We start from the raw sequence: 20,971 nt of genomic DNA, 5'->3' as shown, positions 1-20,971 counted from the left end.
CCACAGGGCGTCAGATCCCTATGATGTCTGTGTGGCAGGCACATCAGTATCGTGTCATCTTTTTCATGATACATAATTATAAATCTGATTTATGTATAATTATGCATTTATTCAATATGCGTCTGCGTTAAAGTTTACCGGCAGAATCATGTAATTGTACGTCTTCTTATCATCACGGATGAAGCACGGAGAACGAGGAATCGACATGTAGATCGTGACCTCCTCATCCTCGATCGCACGAAGTGCATCCACGAGATACTTCGGATTAAAGCCGATCATGAGATCGTTTCCGGTTTTCCGGATGGCGATTTCTGCATCCATCGTACCGAGGTCTGTCTTGATCTTCAGGCCGAGTACATTCTCCTCGATTTTCAGAACCAGCGGCTGCTTGTCGTTATCCTTTACGAAAATCGTCGAACGATCGAGACAGTCGAGGAAGTTCTTACGGTTTACGATGATTTTTGTTTCATAATCCTCGGACAGCATCTGTGCTACATGGAAGTAATCACCATCGATCAGTCTCGTAACAACGAGCGTGTCATTAAACTCAAACATGATGTGATTCATGGAGAAGTAGACGATGACTTCATCATAAACTCCACCGGATAGAATCTTACTGAGCTCGTTCAGTGCTTTACCAGGAACGATGGCCCTGGCTGTATCATAATTTTGATTCAGCTTGATGCGACGGATCGAAATACGGTGACCATCGAGGGATGTGACGGTGAAATCATCTCCATTTACCTCGAAAAGTTCACCGGTCATCTTTTTGTTACTGTCGTTGGCAGCGATGGAGAAGATCGTCTGTGAGATAATCTGGCGCAGCATGAACTGGGAGAGTGACACAGACTGGTTTTTATCGATCTTCGGAAGTGCAGTGAACTCATTGCCATCACGTCCGGCGATCTTAAATACAGAATTCTCACAGGTGATGATGGTATTGTTACGTTCATCTGTCTCGATGGTAACTTCGATTCCGGATGCTTCCGGAAGACGGCGGATGATCTCAGAGAAAATCTTCGCTTCCAGTGCAACCTTACCAGCTTCGATGATCGTACCGTTGCATACCGTCTGGATACCGAATTCTGCATCGTTACCTACGAGTTCGATTTTTCCATTGGATGCATCGACGAGGATACACTCGAGAATCGACATCGTGGTTTTCGACGGAACAGCTTTGGATACGATATTGATCGCGTTGATCAGATCAGTTTTCTTGAATTGCAGTTTCATGAGGCGGCCTCTCTTTATATTTAATTAATTCTTTTAATTTCTAGTACTATTATTAGGGGCTGTGGAAATGTGAAAAAGTCATTTTCACGGCATAATTACGTCATTTTCGGCATCTGACAACTCGGTTGACAGTTGCTTTACACACTGTGAACAAATCATGTCACGATAAGACGCTTAAGGTGAGATTTTTTTCTTCAGGGTCTCAATTGTGGATTTCAATTGTTCGTTTGTGCGTAATTCTGTGGATATCTTATCGATACCATGCATAATCGTCGTATGATCGCGCCCGCCGAGGTACTCACCGATGGTTTTCAGCGGCGCCTCGGTCATGGTACGGCAGAGGTACATCGCAAGCTGTCTAGGGTAGACGATTTCCTTGCTTTTCTTCTGCGAAGCGATCTCGAGATTTGTGATGCCGAAGTGTTCTGCAACGGTCGTGATGATCAGCTCCGGGGTCACTTCCTTCGGACCATCCGGTGTGATGTGGTCCTTCAGAAGATCCTCGGCGAGCGCGAGATCGATGGACTGGCCCTTCAGGCGGGACATGGCCACGATTTTCGTCAGTGCGCCCTCGAGCTCACGGATGTTTGACTTGATATTCGTCGCGATGTACTTGATGATCTCGTTGTCAATGTTTACATTCATGAGCTCCTCCTTCTTACGAATGATAGCCATACGTGTTTCGAAGTCCGGCATCTGGATATCCACGATCAGACCGACCTCGAATCGTGAACGGAGTCGATCCTCGAGATTATCGATGTCTTTCGGTGGTTTATCTGATGCGATGACGATCTGCTTCTTATTTTCATACAGGGTATTAAAGGTATGGAAGAACTCTTCCTGCGTTCCTTCCTTACCTATAATAAACTGGATATCATCGATCAGCAGAACATCAAGCTCACGGTAACGGTTACGGAAGTCGGCCGGCGACATGTTGTTCTTGTTTCGGATGGAATCGACGAACTCGTTAATGAAGGTTTCCGAGGTGACATAACGGATCTTCGCGTTCGGATTATTTCTTAATATAAAGTGTGCAATCGAATGCATCAGATGCGTCTTTCCGAGACCGGCGCCTCCATAGATATAGAGCGGGTTATAGATCTCGCCCGGTGATTCAGCGACCGCGAGGGATGCTGCATGCGCCAGGTTGTTGCTTGAACCAACGACGAAGGTGTCGAAGGTGTATTCACTATTCAGATTTGCTTCCTTCAGCGTTTCAGCAAACAGCTCTTCCGGATCTTTTTTCTCGCTGGAGATACCCTGAAGACGCTTCACATAGTCGCGAGCATCTTTTTCCACCATAAAAAGAATCTCGACAGGAATGCTGGTCTTTTCTTCGACCGCTACCTTTAAAAATAAGGAATACTTCTTATCGAGATACTTGATATAGCCTTCTTCTGGTACAAGAATCAGCAGCTGACTGTTGATAAAATCAAACAGTCTGAGCGGTTTCAGCCATGTATCAAAGGATACAGGGAGGATGTCATGCTCCTCCTTCATATTCTTCAGAATATCATCCCAGTTTTTTCTAATCGTCTCAAAATCGTTCATGAGATGCTCCTTAAACGATAAAATCACTAATAAATTATAAACGATTGTGGATAGAATAGCAAGGCAATGCCACTTAGTCTGTGGATAAACACTTGTGAACATCTGTTTTTCCACATAAAAATGACGTAATTCTGTGCTTTTTAAAAATCCAAGTCAGCCTGGTACTCCACTTATCCACATTTTGTACACAATTTGTGGACAGATTTTTATACTGTTGGAAAGTGGATAAAAATGTTGATAAAGTGCATAAATAAAGGATTGACGAAAAAATAGCTTTTCTATATAATATACAAGCGATGTTTACCCTAGATCTGAAGTTACTTCAGGACGAAGGGCTATTCAAGGAGTCCAACATTGAAAACTGAAAATTCAATGGAGTCCTGAAAGATTATCAGAAAAGGAGGTGTCAGTATATGCACAAGGGAAAAATGACTTTACAGCCAAAGACCAGACAGAGATCCAAGGTTCATGGATTCAGAGCCAGAATGGCAACCGCAGGCGGTAGAAAGGTACTGGCTGCCAGAAGAGCAAAAGGTAGAGCAGCATTAACCGTTTAATTCACGACATATGATGAAGACCGCTTTTGAAAGCGGTCTTTTTTCATATAACAGTGTCTGTTTTTCGAGGGGATTCTGCGGGCGCGCTGCGCCTGAGAAAGCCGTTCGGGAGGAGACGGGTCGACAGCATTGAACAGAAATACACAGGCAGGAGAGGTTTTTTGAGAAGATGAAGCGATTTCCATCCGTAAAAAAGAATAGTGATTTTCAGAGAGCTTATCAGACCGGCCGATCGTATGCGTCGAGCGCGCTCGTGATGTATGTTTGTGAGAACGGATGCAGGCACAACCGTTTAGGGGTTTCCTGTTCGAAGAAGATCGGAAACTCGGTCGTGCGTCATACATTTGCGCGGAAGATGCGTGAAATCTTCAGATTAAATGATTTCAGAGTGAAACAGGGGCTAGACATCATCATCGTGATTCGCGGAAAGGCGAATTACTGTACTTATCAGCAGATTGAAGAGCAGTATCTCAATCTTTTGAACAGGCATCATATCTTTATGAAAGATGCGGAGGCGCAGAAGACGCCGGACGCATAGTGGTATCGAAGTGGGACGATGGGATGTGTGACGAAGAGAGAATACACATCCGGGGGGCGTGCATATGATTTCGAAACTCATGGTGGGTTTGATTCGTGGATACCAGAAGTGTATCTCGCCTTATATCGGTGCTCACTGCAAATATACACCGACTTGCTCTCAATACGCCATTGAAGCAATCAGAAAGTACGGGTGTATCAAAGGTTCATTGTTGGCGGCATGGCGCATCCTGCGATGCAATCCATGGGCCAAGGGCGGTTATGATCCTGTTCCCTAATCCGGAGGTAAATCTTGGACTTTTTATCCTTAGTTGTACTTACAAAAAATACGTCAACGATTCCTATTCTGGGACCGATCTGGAATATCATCGTAAATGTACTCGGCGTGATCATGAATGTGATCTATCTTTCGCTAGAGAAAATCGGTATCGGTAATATCGGTCTCGCGATCATTATCTTTACCCTCGTCATGAGAATTATTCTTTTCCCGACCAGCCTTAACCAGCAGAAGTCTTCCCGTATGATGCAGATCATGCAGCCGGAGATGAAGGCGATCCAGGATAAGTATAAGAATAAAACGGACAATGCGTCCATGATGGCGCAGCAGGAGGAGATGAAGGCCCTCTATGAGAAGTATGGTACATCCATGACCGGTGGATGTCTGCCGCTCCTTCTTCAGATGCCGATCATCTTCGCGCTGTATCGTATCATCATGAACATCCCTGCCTACGTTCCGCATGTATACTCCATCTACGAGAACGTCATGAATGCCATCGGTGGTTCATCCGCAGCTCAGAAGCTCGTGGATTTCGCAACCGATAACGGTATGAAGAACATCCTGGCACAGCTTCATAATCTCGGTGTCGGTGAGAATGTTTCCTACACGGCAGATCAGATCGGGAATTTCATCATCGATTTCCTGTACAAGCTGAACCCGAGTCAGTGGACCGCACTTCAGGGTGTGTTCACCGACACAAATGCGGTCAATGCGATTCAGACCGCTGCAGAGCAGTCCGCACATATCAATAACTTCCTAGGTATCAACCTCTCCACTGCACCGAGTGCGATGGGCTTCGTACCGAACGTTTACTGGATCATCCCGATCCTCGCCGGTCTTCTGCAGTACCTGAGTGCGAAGCTCATGACTGCACAGAATGCAGGTATGGCAGAGGGCAATGATCAGTCCGCGCAGATGATGAAGAGCATGAATATGATGATGCCGCTTATGTCGGTATGGTTCTGCTTCACCTTCGCATCTGGTATCGGTCTGTACTGGTGTGCTTCTTCCTTCTTTATGATCATTCAGCAGATCATGATGAACAAGTACTTCGGTAAGTTCTCGGATCAGGAGCTTCTGCAGGCTTCGATGGAAAAGACCAATAAGAAGCGTGCGAAGAAGGGTCTGCCGCCAATCGACGAGAAGACCGTAGAGAAGCGCATCGAGAAGGCAAAGGCGATGGCAAATACGGCCGAGAAAAACCGCATGGCCGTCATCGCAAAGCAGAGTGCGAAGACAAAGGAGTCCACAGAGTATTACAACCGTAATGCAGCACCGGGATCTCTGGCATCGAAGGCCAATATGGTTCAGATGTATGATGAGAAGAACGAAAAGAACAAGAAGTAAAGAGGTTTATCATGGATAAAATCAGAGTTTCAGCCAAAACCAAGGATGAAGCCATCACCAAGGCCCTGATTCAGCTTGGGATCACATCTGATCGCCTGGATTACACTGTGCTTGTCGAGGGTAAGTCGGGTCTTTTCGGTATCGGTGCGAAGCCATGGATTATCGAGGCTTCCGTAAAGGCGGCTTCTCAGAAGTCCGAGCTCGAGCGTCTCGAGAAGGAGATTCATAATATCACGAGCGGTAAGGCAGCGGAAAAGAAGACCGCGCCAGCCGCTCCGAAGAAGCCGCTTACGGAAAAGCCGGTCGCAGCGCCTGCAGAGAAGAAGGCGGAGGATGTAGCAGATCCGAAGGATGAGAGCCCGAAGTCCGAGAACAGAGCGGATACAGAGCGCACGGAGCGTCGTGAGCGCAGTGAGCGTCGTCCGAGACGTGATCGCAATGAGCGTAATGATCGGGGAAATCGTGGTGAGCGTCGTAATGACCGTGTTTCCGGTAAGCGTTATCCGCGCGGCGGCTACGAGGTAAAGGACATGTCCATCCTGAATACCCCGGAGCCGGAGCATAAGGTACACGAGATCAAGCCGGTTTCCCCAGAGGAAGCAGCGGCAGCACAGAAGCAGGCCGAAGAGTTCATCACGACGCTTATGAAGGGGATGAACATGGACGTCAACATCAGCGCATCCTTCGATCATGCCAATAATGAGCTTCTCCTCAATATGGAAGGCCCGGACATGGGTATCCTGATCGGTAAGCGTGGACAGACACTCGATTCGCTGCAGTACCTGACCTCCCTCGTCATCAATAAGGAGCACAAGGAGGATTACATCCGCGTAAAGCTCGATACCGAGGATTATCGTTCCAGAAGAGAAGCAACCCTTCGTAATCTTGCAAGAAACATCGCCTATAAGGTTCGCCGCTCCAGAAAGCCGGTGGCACTCGAGCCGATGAATCCATATGAGCGTCGGATCATCCACAGCGCACTGCAGAATGATCGCTATGTGACCACTCGTTCCGAGGGTGAGGAACCGTTCCGTCATGTGATCATCTTCATGAAGAAGAAGGATCGGAAGCCGTATCCACAGGATGAGAAGCGGCAGGAGAAGGCACCGGAAGCGGTAGAAGCTCCGGTTGTGGAGATGCCAGTTACAGAAGCAGTAGCCGTAGCTGAAGAGACAACAGAAAATGCATAATCCACCGAATCGGCGTATCCTTCGATAGAAATGTGGATAACAGGGTCCCGTATGCAAAGCGCATACGGGATTTTTGTATGCATTTAAACGTATTGCAAATAAGCGGATTAGCTATTAGAATAAGTGGAGTTTTAGGATGATTATGGTGGATAACTGTCCGCTTTTTTGAAGGGAGACGAGATGAGAGAGGATACAATATGTGCACTGGCGACGGCTGCCGTCGAATCCGGTATAGGAATCATACGTGTCAGCGGGCCAGATGCGGTTTCGATCGTGTCGACACTCGTCCGCTCGAAGAGCGGTCACGCTGTGGATATCTCGGAAACGCATCGTATCAGATATGCGTTCATCTATGATGCTGAGGAGCCGCTCGATGAGGTTCTGATCCTGACGATGCGGGCACCGCGTTCGTATACAGGGGAAGACACGGTGGAAATCGACTGTCATGGCGGTGTGCTCATGATGCGGAAAATCCTCGAGGCAGTGGTGCACGCAGGTGCACGCCTGGCAGAGCCGGGCGAGTTCACAAAGCGTGCATTTCTGAATGGTCGGATCGATCTTTCAGAGGCAGAGGCCGTCGGTGATATCATCACATCCGAAAATGAAAATGCACTGAAGGCGTCGGTTCGGCAGCTGCGCGGCTCGGTTTCCAGAGAAATCAAGGGCTATCGTGCGCAGATTCTCGAGGATGATGCCTTCATCGAGGCGGGGCTCGATGATCCAGAGCATATCTCACTCGATGGGTTTACAGACGAACTTAAAACACATGTTGAGACTATACTGTCCGGTATACGACGGCTGATCGCCAGTGCGGATGATGGACGTCGACTCCGGGAGGGCATCCGTACCGTCATCCTGGGGAAGCCGAATGCCGGTAAATCCTCTCTGCTCAATGCACTCGTCGGTGCAGATCGTGCGATCGTCACCGATATCGCAGGCACGACACGCGATACGCTCGAGGAGCATATCAATCTGAAGGGGGTCAGTCTCACCATCGTGGATACGGCCGGCATCCGTGCGACCGAGGATACTGTCGAAAAAATCGGTGTGGAGCGTGCGCTGAAGGCTGCGTCGGATGCAGATCTTCTGATCTATGTCGTGGATGCGTCGGTACCACTGGATGCGTCGGATGAACAGATCATCGGGGAGCTCGGCGATCGGAAGTGCATCGTACTGATGAATAAATCAGATCTTCAGGCAGTGATCAGCGAGGAGGAACTCGAGAAAAAGACGGGCCGTCCGGTGCTCTCCATCAGTGCGAAGCAGGAGACCGGTATGGACCTCCTGGAAGAGAAGATCCGGGCGATGTTTTTCCATGAGGAGCTTCGTTTCAACGATCAGGTGATCATCACAAATGAGCGTCATAAGTACTGCCTCAGTGAAGCTGCGAAGGCGCTCGAGGAGGTGCTTCACTCCATCGCGATGGATATGCCGGAGGATTTCTATACGATCGATCTGATGCGGGCCTATGAGGAGCTCGGCTACATCCTCGGAGAACAGGTATCCGAGGATCTGGTCAATGAAATCTTTTCGAAGTTCTGTATGGGAAAGTAGAGATAGGAGACGGAAATGTCAGTAGTAGAAGAGAGATATGATGTGATCGTCGTCGGGGCGGGCCATGCCGGATGTGAGGCAGGACTCGCAACGGCACGTCTCGGACTGGAGACCGTGGTATTTACGGTGAGTGTCGACAGCATCGCTTTCATGCCATGTAATCCGCATATCGGTGGCAGCTCGAAGGGACATCTCGTCCGTGAGCTGGATGCGCTCGGCGGTGAGATGGGAAAGGTCATCGATCAGACTTTCCTGCAGTCGAAGATGCTGAATAAGTCGAAGGGACCAGCGGTGCACAGTCTGCGTGCGCAGGCAGATAAAAAAGCCTATGCCGATGAGATGCGGAAACGCCTCGAGAATCAGCCGCATCTTCTGATCCGGCAGGCGGAGGTCGCGGAACTGATCACGGAGGATGTGTGCGACGCGAACAGTGAGTATACAGCTGCCCATAAGAAGGTGACGGGCATCCGGACGACATCCGGTGCCACCTACCATGCGAAGGCCGTCATCCTCTGTACCGGAACCTATCTTAACTCCCGCTGTCTGACTGGTGATCTCATCGAGCATACCGGTCCGAATGGCTTCAAGGCAGCGACGAAGCTGACGGATTCCCTGAAGGCAAACGGGGTACGGATGCTTCGTTTCAAGACGGGAACGCCGGCGCGTGTCGACAAGCGTACACTGGACTTCTCCCAGTTTGAGGTGCAGAAGGGCGATGTACCGGTGATTCCGTTCTCCTACTCGACGGCGTTTTCCGAGGTACAGCGACCGCAGGTCGACTGCTGGCTCGTGTATACAAACGAAAAGACGCACGAAATCATCCGTGAGAATATCGAGCGTTCCCCGATGTATAACGGATCGATCCAGGGTGTGGGACCGCGCTACTGTCCTTCCATCGAGGATAAGGTCATGAAGTTCCCGGATAAGAACCGGCATCAGATTTTCATCGAGCCGGAGGGACTGTATACGAACGAGATGTACCTGAGCGGTATGTCGAGCTCGATGCCGGAGGACGTACAGTATAAGATGTACCACTCCATGAAGGGATTCGAGCATGTACACATCGTCCGAAATGCCTACGCTATCGAGTATGACTGTATAGATGCGACCCAGCTTCGCTCGAACCTCGAATTCATGAACATCGACGGTCTCTTCGCCGGCGGTCAGTTTAACGGTTCCTCCGGCTATGAGGAGGCAGCTGTGCAGGGCTTCATGGCCGGTGTCAATGCTGCCATGCGTATCCTTCATCGTGATCCGGTCGTACTCGATCGTTCAGAAGCCTATATCGGCGTACTGATCGATGATCTCGTCACGAAGGAGAGTACAGAGCCGTATCGTATGATGACGAGTCGTGCAGAGTATCGTCTGCTCTTACGACAGGACAATGCCGATCTTCGTCTTCGAAAAATCGGCCATGCGATCGGACTCGTATCCGATGCAGAGTACGAGAAGACGCTCGAGAAGCGCAGAATGATCGATGTCGAGGAGGAGCGCCTTCGGAAGACCTTCATCGGAAACAGCGATGAGGCGAATCACTTCATGGAGGCACATGGATCGACGCCACTCAGTTCCGGTGTCTCCCTCGCAGAGCTTATCAAGCGACCGGAGCTCGACTATGAGAGTCTGAAACCGCTGGATCCGAAGCGACCGGAGCTTCCGTATGGCGTACGGGAAGAGGTCGGCATCGAGATCAAGTATGAGGGATACATCCGGCGGCAGGAGCAGCAGGTCGAGGGATTCCGTCGCATGGAGAATAAACGCATCCCGAAGGACATACGCTATGAGGAGGTCGGAAATCTCCGCATCGAGGCGAGACAGAAGCTCGAGCGCATCCGGCCGGAAAACATCGGTATGGCCAGCCGTATCAGTGGTGTCAACCCGGCAGATATTTCAGTGCTGCTGATCTATCTGGAGACGTACCACGCACCGAAGAAGGATGCAAATACGTAAAGAAAATCCCGTCGCTGAATGACGAATCCATCCTCTTTTCTGAAAAGAAACAGGTGATAAGAAGGGTCAATCAGAACGGATAAAACAATAGAAAATACAGGGAGCAGTATGACCGATACATTTTATCATCGACTGAAGGAGCAGGCGGAAGCACTGGGCATCCGGCTGAGAGACACGCAGATCGAACAGTTATTTACATATTATGAGATGCTGGTGGAAACCAATAAGGTGATGAACCTGACGACCATCACAGAGGAGTCTGAGGTCGTGACGAAGCACTTCATCGATTCTATGGCGATCGTAAAAGCCGTCGTGAAAAACGAGAATGTTTCACGTGAAACATTGAGCGGAAAAACACTGATCGATGTCGGAACTGGTGCGGGTTTCCCAGGGCTGGTGCTGAAAATCGTATTTCCAGAGCTGAGGGTCACACTGAGTGATTCACTGCAGAAGCGTCTTCGTTTCCTCGAGGATGTGATCGCGAAGCTCGGACTTCAGGAGGTCGAGACCATCCATGGAAGGGCCGAGGACCTCGGGCATCAGAAGAATCTTCGTGAAAGCTTCGATTTCTCGACCTCACGGGCTGTAGCAAATATGTCAACATTGAGCGAATATGATCTGCCGTTTGTGAAGAAGGATGGCTACTTCATCGCATACAAGTCGGGCAAGGTCGACGAGGAGCTGGCGACGGCGGAGAGCGCGATCCGAAAGCTCGGTGGTAAGCTGGAGCAGGAGGTAGAGTACATGCTTCCAGAGTCGGATATCCGTCGCTCACTGATTACGATCCGGAAGGCGAAGGAAACACCGAAGACTTACCCGCGAAAGGCCGGCACACCGGCGAAGGATCCGCTATGAAGAAAAATCAGATTGCATTGATTTCAAATTCACTGCTCCTGCTGACGGCGATCATCTGGGGCTTCGCGTTCGTCGCGCAGAGCGTCGGCATGAATTATGTCGGGCCGTGGACCTTCGTGTTTACGCGTTTCTTCATCGCGGCGATTCTGCTCCTGCCGCTCTCGGCATTTTCGGAGAAGAACTACCGCGCATCGCTGCCGGAAGCAGTGGAAGAGAAGCACTATAAGACAGAAGCGCTGCTCGGTGGGGGAGTCTGTGGACTGTGTCTGGGGGCAGCGAGTATCACGCAGCAGATCGGTATGCAGACGACCTCCGCAGGCAAGGCCGGATTTATCACCGCCTGTTATGTCGTCATCGTGCCGGTGCTCGGCATATTCGTAGGAAAGAAACCGAAGAAAACGATCTGGCTGAGTGTGGCGCTGGCGCTGATCGGTCTCTACCTCATCAGTATGCATGGCGGCATGACGATCGAGCGGGGGGATGCGATGGTGAGTCTCTGTGCACTGCTGTTCTCGTTTCAGATCATTTCCGTCGATCACTTCTCGGAGAAGGTGAATCCGATCCGGCTGTCGAATATTCAGTTCTTCTTTGCATCCCTCGTCGGACTGATCGGTATGCTTCTGTTTGAAAGGCCGGATATGGCGGGCATCCTCGGTGCGATGCCGTCGATTCTGTATGCGGGTGTGCTGTCATCGGCGGTCGGCTATACGCTGCAGGTGCTGGCGCAGAAGAATACGGATCCGACGATTGCGTCGCTGCTGATGTCACTGGAGTCGGTGTTCTCCGTGGTCGGTGGCTTCCTGATCCTTCATCAGATGCTGTCGATGCAGGAGCTCATCGGGTGTGTGATCGTGTTTGCGGCGGTGATCATCGCACAGATCGTCTGATGATCATTTCGTTATGAAGAGCTCGGAGGGGCGGCAACAGAAGCACAGTACTGCGAGCTCGGAAGACGCATGGCTGAGAAAAGTTGGTACGTGGTGGTGCCAAAATTTGACACGTATATATGTATGGGGTAAAATAGCGACAGTGATGATGTTTCACGTGAAACATTATCACTGTTTTTTCTTTAAGATGGATGTTACATCTAATGGTAAATGTTCTTAAATATCTGGTCTATGTTTCACGTGAAACATAGATGGACCATAAGTGACTGAGATGTTTCACGTGAAACATTTTCAGTTCACATTAAATCGATCACGGGAGAGTATCATGGGGAAGATTATAGCGATTACAAATCAGAAGGGTGGCGTCGGAAAGACGACGACGGCAGTAAATCTGGCGGCGACGCTTGCGGAGGCCAATCAGCGGGTTCTTCTGGTGGATTTCGATCCGCAGGGAAATGCGACCAGCGGGTTCGGTGTCGAGCGTGATGAGGTCGAGCATACAATTTACGATGCGATGAGCGGCAGCTGCACGATGGATGAGGCGATTCTCGTGGAGGTGACGGAGAATCTGGATCTGATACCGGCAGATATGAACCTGGCAGCGGTCGAGGTGGAGTTTGCGGATCAGGAGGATAAAAATCAGATTCTGAAGAATCTGCTGACACCGTATAAGGAGCACTATCACTATATCCTGATCGACTGCCCACCGAGTCTCGGCACGATCACGGTCAATGCACTGACAGCGGCGGATTCGGTGATTATCCCGATTCAGTGTGAATACTATGCACTGGAGGGTCTGAATCAGGTGCTGAATACCATCGGACTCGTACAGGAGGGACTGAATCCGGAGCTCGACATCGAGGGTATCGTGTTCACGATGTATGATGGACGAAATAAGCTGTCACAGCAGGTGGTGGAGTCAGTTAAGCAGAATTTCCAGGGCAATATCTATGATACGTTGATTCCGCGAAATGTACGTCTCGCGGAGGCACCGAGTCATGGTGTGCCGATCACTGAGTATGAATCATCGTCGACGGGGGCTGAGAGCTACCGGAGACTGGCAGCAGAGCTTATGAGTAAGGGGGACGATATCTATGGCTAAGGAGCATGGACTGGGAAAGGGCCTTGGGGCCATCTTCGGAACCAGCACAACGGTGAAATCGGATCGCCCGAAAACAGAGCATCGCTATAAGACGGTCGCAGAGAAGGCGGCGGAACAGTCTGAGACAGCGGCGGGCCTCGCGGAGCCAATGCAGGCGACCGAAGAGGCTTCTGCTGAAGCAGAGAAGAGTGTCAGCGGAAGAAAAAAGCGGGTGACCGCGGCCGCAAAAAAAGAGACGGCGAAGAACAGCACAGAAAATACCGTGATCGTGATGGCAGGCGAAAAGACCGTTCATGAGAATACAATCACGAAAGATACGAAGAAGGTTCACAGCACCGAAACCGTGCATGATACGGAGCAGGACGGGATGCTGCTCGTGAAGCTCAGTCGCATCCAGCCGGATCCGGATCAGCCGCGAAAGAATTTCGATGAGGAGAAGCTGAACGAGCTTGCAGAGTCCATCCGAACCTACGGGATGATATCACCGATCGTGGTGAAGAAGAGGGGCGCACTGTATGAGATCGTCGCTGGTGAGCGTCGCTGGAGAGCAGCACGCATCGCCGGTCTCAAGGAAATCCCGGTGGTCATCAAAGAGGTCGATGAAAAGACGAGCCGTGAGCTGTCCATCATCGAGAATATCCAGCGTGATGACCTGAATGCGGTCGAAGAAGCGAGAGCATATCAGTCTCTGATCGAGGAGTATGGACTGACGCAGGAGGAGGTCGCTGCCCGTGTAGCGAAGAATCGTTCGACCATCACGAACAGTCTGCGACTTCTGAGGCTCGAGCCGGAGATCCTCACACTTCTCCAGGATGGAAAGATCACGCAGGGACATGCCCGTGCACTGCTGGCGGTCGAGGATCCGGAGCTCCGAAAGAAGATCGCAGAGAAGTGTACGAAAGAAAATCTCTCTGTACGAGAGATCGAGACCCTCGTCAAGCTTGATAAGCTCTCGAAGGCGAAGAAGGAGAAAAAATCCTCTCCGGAAGCCCAGGAGCTTCGGCGGCTCAAGGTCATCTATAAGGATCTCGAGCGGAAGATGAAGACGAAGCTCGGTACGAAGGTCTCCATCGTTCCGAAAAATACGGAGCGTGGCACACTCGAAATCGAATATTATTCGCAGGATGATCTGGATCGTATCTTTATGATCCTGAACTCCAGCAGAAATGATTAAACAGAGCGAGGAAATATATGATAGTGACAGAAACGCTTCTGCTCGGAATCGCAGCCGCTGGGCTGCTGATCGGACTGATCTCTCTGATCCTGGCTATCCGGGCAAATGCAAAATACAAGAGACTGTATCGTCAGTATGATTACTTCATGCGTGGCAAGGATGCAGAGACCCTGGAGGACTATTTCGTCGATCTCCAGCAGCACGTGGAGGCACTCGAAAAGGAGGATATCAAGAATAAGGACGTCATGCGTGTACTCAATAAGAATATCCGTGCGTCCTTTCAGAAGCTCGGCATCATCCGGTATAACGCCTTCGGCGGAATGGGTGGAAACATGTCCTTCGCCATCGCGATGCTGGACAGCACAAACAGTGGCTTCGTCATCAATTCCGTGCACTCGAGAGAGGGCTGCTTCTTATATATAAAGGATGTCGATGCCGGTACCACCGAGGTGGAACTCGGCGCAGAAGAGCAGCTCGCGCTGGAGCAGGCGCTGGGCTATAGAGAGAAAGAAAAGCAGCAGTGAAAAAACAGACACGAAAAAAACTGAAAAAATGCCTGGCGATGGGTGCGGTATTTCTGATCGCACTCATCCTCTATTTTTACCGTTCCTGGCACTCGATGGAGCGGCAGAATACGGTGTACTCCACGATGGAAGAGCCGAGCCTGCCGGTGGCCTATGTTTCGAGCGGCGATTACCTCATGAATCCGATGCATGCCTATCTTCAGGATATGGGAAAGCAGGCAGCCCGCGATATGATCACGGTGCTGCCGCAGGATCGTCAGCTGAAGCTCGTCGTGCAGGAGTACGATAACATGGTGGCTTCAGCCAGCTACGAGATCCGTACACTGGACCTCAGCCATCTCATCGAAAAGGGAACGGTCTCCGACATCAGCCGGAGCGACGGTAACGCAAGCCTCGTCCTGCCGATTCAGAATCTCATCAATAAGGATCAAGCGTATCTTCTGCATATCACGCTGGAGACGGGTGCCCATACGCTGAACTACTATACACGTATCCTCTGGACGGACCGTGATTACACGAAATCGATGGAGGATGTCGCGTTCAGATTTACGACGGGCAGCTTCGATTCAACGAACAGTAAGGATATCACGACCTATCTGGAAACGAAGGATACGGCGGATAATTCGAGTCTCGGACATGTCGATCTGCACTCGAGCTTCAACCAGATCATCTGGGGAAAGACCGGGATGCAGCCGAAGGGAAGATTCTATATGACGCTCAAGGAATTTGACGGCATGATGGGCGAGATTCAGATCAGCTACGAGTCGTATATGACGGATGAGAACGGAGAGGAGAAGCACTTCCTGAATGAGGATAACTTCGTCTTTCGAAATGATCCGGAGCGGGTCTACATGATGGACTTCGACCGGACGACACATCAGATCTTCGAGGGCGACAGCGAGGATTTCGCGGGCAAGCGGATCACGCTCGGTGTCGGAAATACGGATGATATCGCCGTGCAGAAGTCGGAAAATGAGCATTATATCGCATTTAAGACGGATCAGGGGCTCTGGCGCTACGATCAGTCTTCGAAGAGCGGACATGCGGTGAATATCTTCAGCTACCGCTCGGATACGGATGATGGCGTCCGCGCAAACTATGATCAGCATGACATCAAGATCCTGTCGGTATCGGATAAGGGCGATGTGGATTTCCTCGTCTACGGTTATGTGAACCGGGGAAGCCATGAGGGATATAATGGTATCCTGTACTACCGCTATGACAGCTCGAATGATACAGTGACGGAGAACTTCTTCATTGCGATCCCGGAGGTATATGATCAGATACGCTGGAATCTCGAGAAGCTCGCCTACCTGTCCGGTGACGGACTCCTGTATCTCTATTACGGCGGCAGCATCTACGGCATCGATACGAACAGCCTCGAGGTCGTCACGATCGCCACAGGACTGCAGGAGTCGGGCTTCGCAAGCTCGGATACGCAGCAGTACATCGCTTACCAGAATCCGGATGCGGAGGACATCTATCACGCCGCGAAGATCACGCTCGTAAATCTCGAGAGTAATCAGTCCAGCGAGATCCAGGGTGGTGGCTATCTCCGTTTGATCGGCTTCAACCAGGATGACCTGATCTACGGTATCATCAATCCGGCATACGCCAGCATCTATACCGAGAAGCATAAGATTCCGATCAGCGAAATCCATATCGTCGGACCGGATCTCAGCGATAAAACGAGCTACGCGAAGGATGGATTGCTCTTTACGAACGTTCGTGTGAGCGGAACCCGCCTTCACTTCGATAAGATCCGTCCGGTCGAGGGTGGACACTATGAGGCTGCCGGCGAGGACACCATCATCTCGAATCGTGAACAGACCGATGCGAGACTTAGTGGTGTCGGCTCGTACACGGATAAAATCCTTCAGAAGGTCTGGTATATCGAGATCAAGGACCTCGGCACGAAGCATGTGCGGAGCACGGCACCGAAAAATCTCTCCCTCGAGCGAGCCTCCTCCATCGACCTGAACATCACGGAGGATAAAAATGTGATACCGATGTTCTATGCCTACGCACACGGTCATTTCCAGGGCCGTACCCGGACGCTCGAAGAGGCGTATGAGCTCGTGTACGATGATTTCGGTTATGTGCTTACCGCGGATGGGGAATTCGTATGGAATCGTGTGGATAAGAGTACGATGGTGACGATCCGGAACGCGACAGCCCTCGCCGAGGAGCCGCTCACGAAGCTCTCGAAGCTGACCACGATCGACACCTATGATACCTACAGTATGGTCAATGCTTATGGCATGGACCTGAGCTCCGCCCTTTACTTCCTGAATAAGGGCTACCCGCTGATCGCGTATCTCGAGGACAGCTGCTATCTGATTTACAGCTATGACTCCTTCAATATCCGTCTGGTGGATCCGGTGAGCGGAAGCCAGAATGTCGTCGGAAGAGAGGACGCGGAAGCGATGTTCCGTCAGGATGGAAATCGATTCGTCGGGATCGTGCCGCACAAAACATAAGAAAACCGGAGGCGAAAGCCTCCGGTTTTTCGTTATGTTGATTGAAAGTCCGACAGTGCGTCTGCGAGTGCGGCGAACTGTGCGAGGGTGAGGGCTTCGCCACGGATGGTCTCGGAGAGACCGAGGGAAGCGAGGGCTTCACGGGTAGCGTCCTTCGGGATGGAGGCGAGGGAAGAGAGGGCGTTCAGCAGTGTCTTCCGGCGCTGTCCGAAGGCGGCCTTAATGATCTGGAACATCCAGCGCTCGTCCTCGACCTGTACCGGCGGCTCGGCGTAGCGCTTCAGTCGGATGACGGCGGAGCCGACATTCGGGCGAGGGATGAAGCAGTGTGGTGGCACCTCCTGGATGATGTCCGGCTCGGCGTAGTACTGCACCGCGAGGGAGAGGGCACCGTAATCCTTCGTGCCTGGTCCCGACTGCATGCGATCGGCGACCTCCTTCTGCACCATGACGGTGATCGACTGGATCGGTGCATGGCTCTCGAAGAGGCCCATGATGATCGGGGTTGTGATGTAGTAAGGGAGATTCGCGACGACCTTTACCGGATTACCGTGGTTGTAGGTCGCGATGACCTCGTGGAGATCGAGCTTCAGTACATCGTTGTGGATGATGGAGACATTGTCATACGCCTGTAAGGTCTCGTGCAGGATCGGGATGAGGTTCGCGTCGATCTCGACGGCGACGACATGGCCGGCCGCCTCAGCGAGTGCCTGGGTCATCGTGCCGATGCCTGGTCCGATCTCGAGGACACAGTCGTCCTTCGTGATTTCCGAGCTCCGAATGATGTTCTGGAGCACGTTTTCGTCGATCAGGAAGTTCTGACCGAAGCGCTTCTGGAAGCGGAAATCGTTCTTCTGTATGATTTTGATGGTTTCCTGTGGGTTGATTAATTTATTCATAGGCGTAGTGTACCATAATTTATAGAAAAAATCTCCCGGATTGCTCCGGGAGATTCAAATTCTTCATCGAGAAAATGTTACTGTTCACTCGTGGCTCGGCGGACAGCAACACCTTGACTTGCCCTCGTTTGAACAGGGACGAGAAAATACATCGAACAGAAGAAGATCAGTGGCTGCGACGTACGACGCGTGCGACGCGGAGGCGGCCACGGTTCAGCAGGTAGCAGAGGATTGCCCATCCTTCGGCGGCGTTTGCGAGGGACTCCTGTGCAGCGACGGTCTTGTCGCTGAGGGTCAGGATACAGCCGAGACGGGAGGTCGGAATCGAGGTGGAGAGAGGGAACATGTGGCTCCAGATCGCACGCTTCTCCTTATAGGAAAGATAGAAGCCTTCCTTCTCTGCATTTTCTACCGCGTCTTCCGGGTGATAGAAGCAGTACCAGCGGCCGTCATGGATGGTCTTATCCACCTTATGATAATCAATCAGGCAGAAATCGTGCAGAAGACCTACACGTGCGGCACTGTCCGGATCGACACCGATATGCGGTGCGATCGCGGCAGCCATCTTCGCGACGCGGACCGAGTGATCGTAGGTGTTCGTGCTGCCATGACGAGGCACGGACATCAGTTTTCGATACGCACGATTCTCGGTGATCGTCGGGTACTGCTTCGCAAACTGCACTGCGTCATCATTTAAAACCATCGGTATATTCCTTTCTGATGCAAGGCATCGAGACAAAAAACAGAATAAGTGAACACGGGCGCCGCCTGCAGTTACTGCAGTGCGGTCCATACGTCGCAGGCTTCGGTCAGAAGTTTCAGAACAGAGCCTGCATCGCGTATAGCTGCCCGTAATTATTAAAACTATATACGAATGCACGAAAGGCCGTCAATTATATTTAGTAAAATTTTAGAAAAGAGTATGTAAAAAGCAAAAATCTTAGAGATTTCTGCACATTGTGAAGAAGTTTCGGGATGACTACACTAGAAGTCGATTTGAACAGTATACAAAAGGCCGGGTGCCGCATGTATACATTGACCGAAAAACATCGAGGTCAGCGTGGATCCGCGTCCTCCGGTGTTGATCTGCAGCAATCCTTAACCGAGGCTTTATCATGAAGCGTTTTCACCATAGACACAGAACCGCTGTCCTCGATATGACGACCATCGCAGCGGTGATTCTGTCTTTTTTTTCCGCCCTTCTCCTGTTCAGCCTGCGCTGGCTGATGAATACCTGGTCGGAGCTCACCGTGGATGAGGTCCTGTATCACCTCTTCGCGCCGCTCCAGGGCACCAGCACCGCGATGGTCCACGAGTATATCCTGAAATGTGCGATTCCGGCCGCGATCATCGCGATCGTCATCATCGCGATCTTCATCGTCTGCCGGCATAAACAGAACTACCGGAAGCTCGTGACGCTCGCACTGCTCGCCGCCTTCTTCACCACCGGCTTCACCGTGGTGGATGCCTGGGACGACCTCGACATCGGCACCTACATCAAGTCGCAGCTCGAGACCTCCCGCTTCATCGACGATCACTACGTCGACCCGAAGAACGTGACGCTTTGCTTCCCGGAGAAGAAGCGGAACCTCATCTACATCTTCATGGAGTCGACAGAGGTGACCTTCGCCGACCAGGCCTCCGGCGGTGCCTTCCCGCAGAACACGATCCCGGAGCTCACGAAGATCGCCGAGGATCACGAAGACTTTTCGGGTGCGGCATCCACCCTCAACGGTGGGTACGCCATGCCGGGTGCGACCTGGACGATGGGCGCCATGTTCGCACAGACCTCTGGACTTCCGCTGAAGATTTCCATCGATCAGAACGCGATGGACTCGCAGAAATCCTTCTTCCCGGACATCCTCACGATCGGTGACATCCTCGAGAAGCAGGGCTACACCCAGGAGCTGATGCTCGGCTCTGTCGGCTACTTCGGTGGCCGCAAGCTCTACTTCCAGACCCATGGAAGCTATGCCATCAAGGACTTCAGCTACTGGAAAAACCAGCACAAGTTCCCGGCGAACTACTGGGTCAACTGGGGCTTCGAGGACCGGAAGCTCTACGAGTACGCACAGGAGGAGCTCACCCGCCTCAGCAGCAGTGAGCAGCCGTTCAACCTCACGATGCTGACCGTCGACACGCACTTCCCGGACGGCTATGTCTGCCCGCTCTGCCCGACGACCTTCGATGAGCAGTATGCGAATGTCTACGCCTGCGCATCGAAGCAGCTCAGCAGCTTCCTCGACTGGTGTAAGCAGCAGGACTGGTACGCCGACACGACGATCGTCATCTCCGGCGACCACCCGACCATGGACCACGACTTCTGTGACGATGTGCCGGAGAATTACGAACGGACCGTCTACACAGCGTATGTCAATGCTGCCGTCCAGCCCGTCCGTGCAGAGCGCCGCGACTTCACGACCTTCGATGATTTCCCGACGACCCTTGCGGCTCTCGGCGTCGATATCGCAGGCAACCGCCTCGGCCTCGGCACGAATCTCTTCTCCGATGTACCGACGCTCTCCGAGCAGTTCGGACGCGCGAAGGAGAAGGAAGAGCTCGAGAAGAAATCGGCACTGATGGAGCAGCTCGGGCAGATCGACGAGCAGGCCGCCATCGAGTCCAAAGAAGCAAAAGAACTGAAAGAGAAGCAGAAAAAAGAAAAGGCAGCCGCCGAATCACGTGCGGCTGCGGAGAACCGTAAATAAAAACAGTGCAGGGCCGTTGCCCTGCACTGTTTTTCATTGTGCGCCTGGCGGCGCACGTTTCTAAACGGTGTAAGTCCGGAGTCCGCCCGGTAGCGGGAAGGACATAGCCGAAGGCAAGGGTGTCTGTCGCGAGGCAGAATCTGAAG

The 20,971-nt window shown here is 51.6% G+C and carries 18 protein-coding genes; 14 read left to right on the top strand and 4 right to left on the bottom strand.

The window, feature by feature from the left end; translation table 11 throughout:
• Positions 1 to 111: 111 nt before the first annotated feature.
• Positions 112 to 1,233: a DNA polymerase III subunit beta gene (dnaN, locus tag ACTQ52_RS11700; RefSeq protein WP_410043710.1), complete on the bottom strand. Its 1,122-nt coding sequence runs from the start codon at positions 1,231 to 1,233 to the stop codon at positions 112 to 114.
• A 174-nt stretch (positions 1,234 to 1,407) separates the two neighbouring features.
• Positions 1,408 to 2,784: a chromosomal replication initiator protein DnaA gene (gene dnaA / locus ACTQ52_RS11695; RefSeq protein WP_441982699.1), complete on the bottom strand. Its 1,377-nt coding sequence runs from the start codon at positions 2,782 to 2,784 to the stop codon at positions 1,408 to 1,410.
• A gap of 413 nt (positions 2,785 to 3,197) precedes the next feature.
• Between dnaA and rpmH the strand changes: the two genes are divergently transcribed.
• From rpmH to ACTQ52_RS11630, 13 genes are all read left to right on the top strand, one after another.
• Positions 3,198 to 3,341, top strand: coding sequence for a 50S ribosomal protein L34 (gene rpmH / locus ACTQ52_RS11690; RefSeq protein ID WP_410043708.1), 144 nt, complete (start codon positions 3,198 to 3,200; stop codon positions 3,339 to 3,341).
• A 169-nt stretch (positions 3,342 to 3,510) separates the two neighbouring features.
• The gene (rnpA, locus tag ACTQ52_RS11685) at positions 3,511 to 3,879 is read left to right on the top strand and encodes a ribonuclease P protein component (protein ID WP_410043707.1); all 369 of its coding nucleotides are present in this window, start codon (positions 3,511 to 3,513) and stop codon (positions 3,877 to 3,879) included.
• 64 nt (positions 3,880 to 3,943) lie between these two features.
• Positions 3,944 to 4,156 (top strand): membrane protein insertion efficiency factor YidD, encoded by a 213-nt coding sequence (yidD, locus tag ACTQ52_RS11680; RefSeq protein WP_410043706.1) that lies wholly within the window; start codon positions 3,944 to 3,946, stop codon positions 4,154 to 4,156.
• Positions 4,157 to 4,170: 14 nt separating this feature from the next.
• Positions 4,171 to 5,502, top strand: a complete 1,332-nt coding sequence (locus tag ACTQ52_RS11675; protein ID WP_441982698.1) for a YidC/Oxa1 family membrane protein insertase — start codon at positions 4,171 to 4,173, stop codon at positions 5,500 to 5,502.
• Positions 5,503 to 5,513: 11 nt separating this feature from the next.
• Positions 5,514 to 6,692 carry an RNA-binding cell elongation regulator Jag/EloR gene (jag, locus tag ACTQ52_RS11670; RefSeq protein WP_441982697.1) on the top strand — a complete coding sequence of 393 codons (1,179 nt, stop codon included), beginning with the start codon at positions 5,514 to 5,516 and terminating at the stop codon, positions 6,690 to 6,692.
• A 180-nt stretch (positions 6,693 to 6,872) separates the two neighbouring features.
• Positions 6,873 to 8,246: a tRNA uridine-5-carboxymethylaminomethyl(34) synthesis GTPase MnmE gene (gene mnmE, locus ACTQ52_RS11665; protein WP_441227089.1), complete on the top strand. Its 1,374-nt coding sequence runs from the start codon at positions 6,873 to 6,875 to the stop codon at positions 8,244 to 8,246.
• Positions 8,247 to 8,261: 15 nt separating this feature from the next.
• Entirely contained in the window at positions 8,262 to 10,196 is a 1,935-nt protein-coding gene (gene mnmG / locus ACTQ52_RS11660) for a tRNA uridine-5-carboxymethylaminomethyl(34) synthesis enzyme MnmG (protein ID WP_441982696.1), read from the top strand.
• Positions 10,197 to 10,304: 108 nt separating this feature from the next.
• Positions 10,305 to 11,051 carry a 16S rRNA (guanine(527)-N(7))-methyltransferase RsmG gene (gene rsmG, locus ACTQ52_RS11655; protein ID WP_441982695.1) on the top strand — a complete coding sequence of 249 codons (747 nt, stop codon included), beginning with the start codon at positions 10,305 to 10,307 and terminating at the stop codon, positions 11,049 to 11,051.
• Positions 11,048 to 11,938: a DMT family transporter gene (locus ACTQ52_RS11650; RefSeq protein WP_441227091.1), complete on the top strand. Its 891-nt coding sequence runs from the start codon at positions 11,048 to 11,050 to the stop codon at positions 11,936 to 11,938. Before rsmG ends, ACTQ52_RS11650 begins: the two co-directional genes overlap by 4 nt.
• Before the next feature lie 325 nt (positions 11,939 to 12,263).
• Entirely contained in the window at positions 12,264 to 13,040 is a 777-nt protein-coding gene (locus ACTQ52_RS11645) for a ParA family protein (protein WP_410043700.1), read from the top strand.
• Positions 13,033 to 14,214, top strand: coding sequence for a ParB/RepB/Spo0J family partition protein (locus tag ACTQ52_RS11640; protein ID WP_441227092.1), 1,182 nt, complete (start codon positions 13,033 to 13,035; stop codon positions 14,212 to 14,214). The genes ACTQ52_RS11645 and ACTQ52_RS11640 overlap by 8 nt, the downstream gene beginning before the upstream one ends.
• Positions 14,215 to 14,231: 17 nt before the next feature.
• Positions 14,232 to 14,738 (top strand): DUF4446 family protein, encoded by a 507-nt coding sequence (locus tag ACTQ52_RS11635; RefSeq protein WP_410043698.1) that lies wholly within the window; start codon positions 14,232 to 14,234, stop codon positions 14,736 to 14,738.
• A 38-nt stretch (positions 14,739 to 14,776) separates the two neighbouring features.
• Positions 14,777 to 17,218, top strand: a complete 2,442-nt coding sequence (locus tag ACTQ52_RS11630) for a hypothetical protein (RefSeq protein WP_441982694.1) — start codon at positions 14,777 to 14,779, stop codon at positions 17,216 to 17,218.
• 32 nt (positions 17,219 to 17,250) lie between these two features.
• Here ACTQ52_RS11630 and rsmA read toward each other — a convergent pair whose 3' ends face one another.
• Complete coding sequence (rsmA, locus tag ACTQ52_RS11625; protein WP_441982693.1) at positions 17,251 to 18,117, bottom strand: 16S rRNA (adenine(1518)-N(6)/adenine(1519)-N(6))-dimethyltransferase RsmA; 867 nt, start codon at positions 18,115 to 18,117, stop codon at positions 17,251 to 17,253.
• Positions 18,118 to 18,283: 166 nt separating this feature from the next.
• Entirely contained in the window at positions 18,284 to 18,820 is a 537-nt protein-coding gene (locus ACTQ52_RS11620; RefSeq protein ID WP_441227095.1) for an HD domain-containing protein, read from the bottom strand.
• A 412-nt stretch (positions 18,821 to 19,232) separates the two neighbouring features.
• On the opposite strand from ACTQ52_RS11620, the gene ACTQ52_RS11615 reads away from it, so the two are divergent.
• Positions 19,233 to 20,825: a sulfatase-like hydrolase/transferase gene (locus tag ACTQ52_RS11615; RefSeq protein WP_441227096.1), complete on the top strand. Its 1,593-nt coding sequence runs from the start codon at positions 19,233 to 19,235 to the stop codon at positions 20,823 to 20,825.
• Positions 20,826 to 20,971: the final 146 nt, after the last annotated feature.

Source organism: Oribacterium sp. Sow4_G1_1, from assembly GCF_052116105.1.
GTDB lineage: Bacteria > Bacillota > Clostridia > Lachnospirales > Lachnospiraceae > Oribacterium.
Note: the sequence above shows the minus strand (reverse complement) of the source record. Positions and strands in the feature narration are given on the sequence as shown.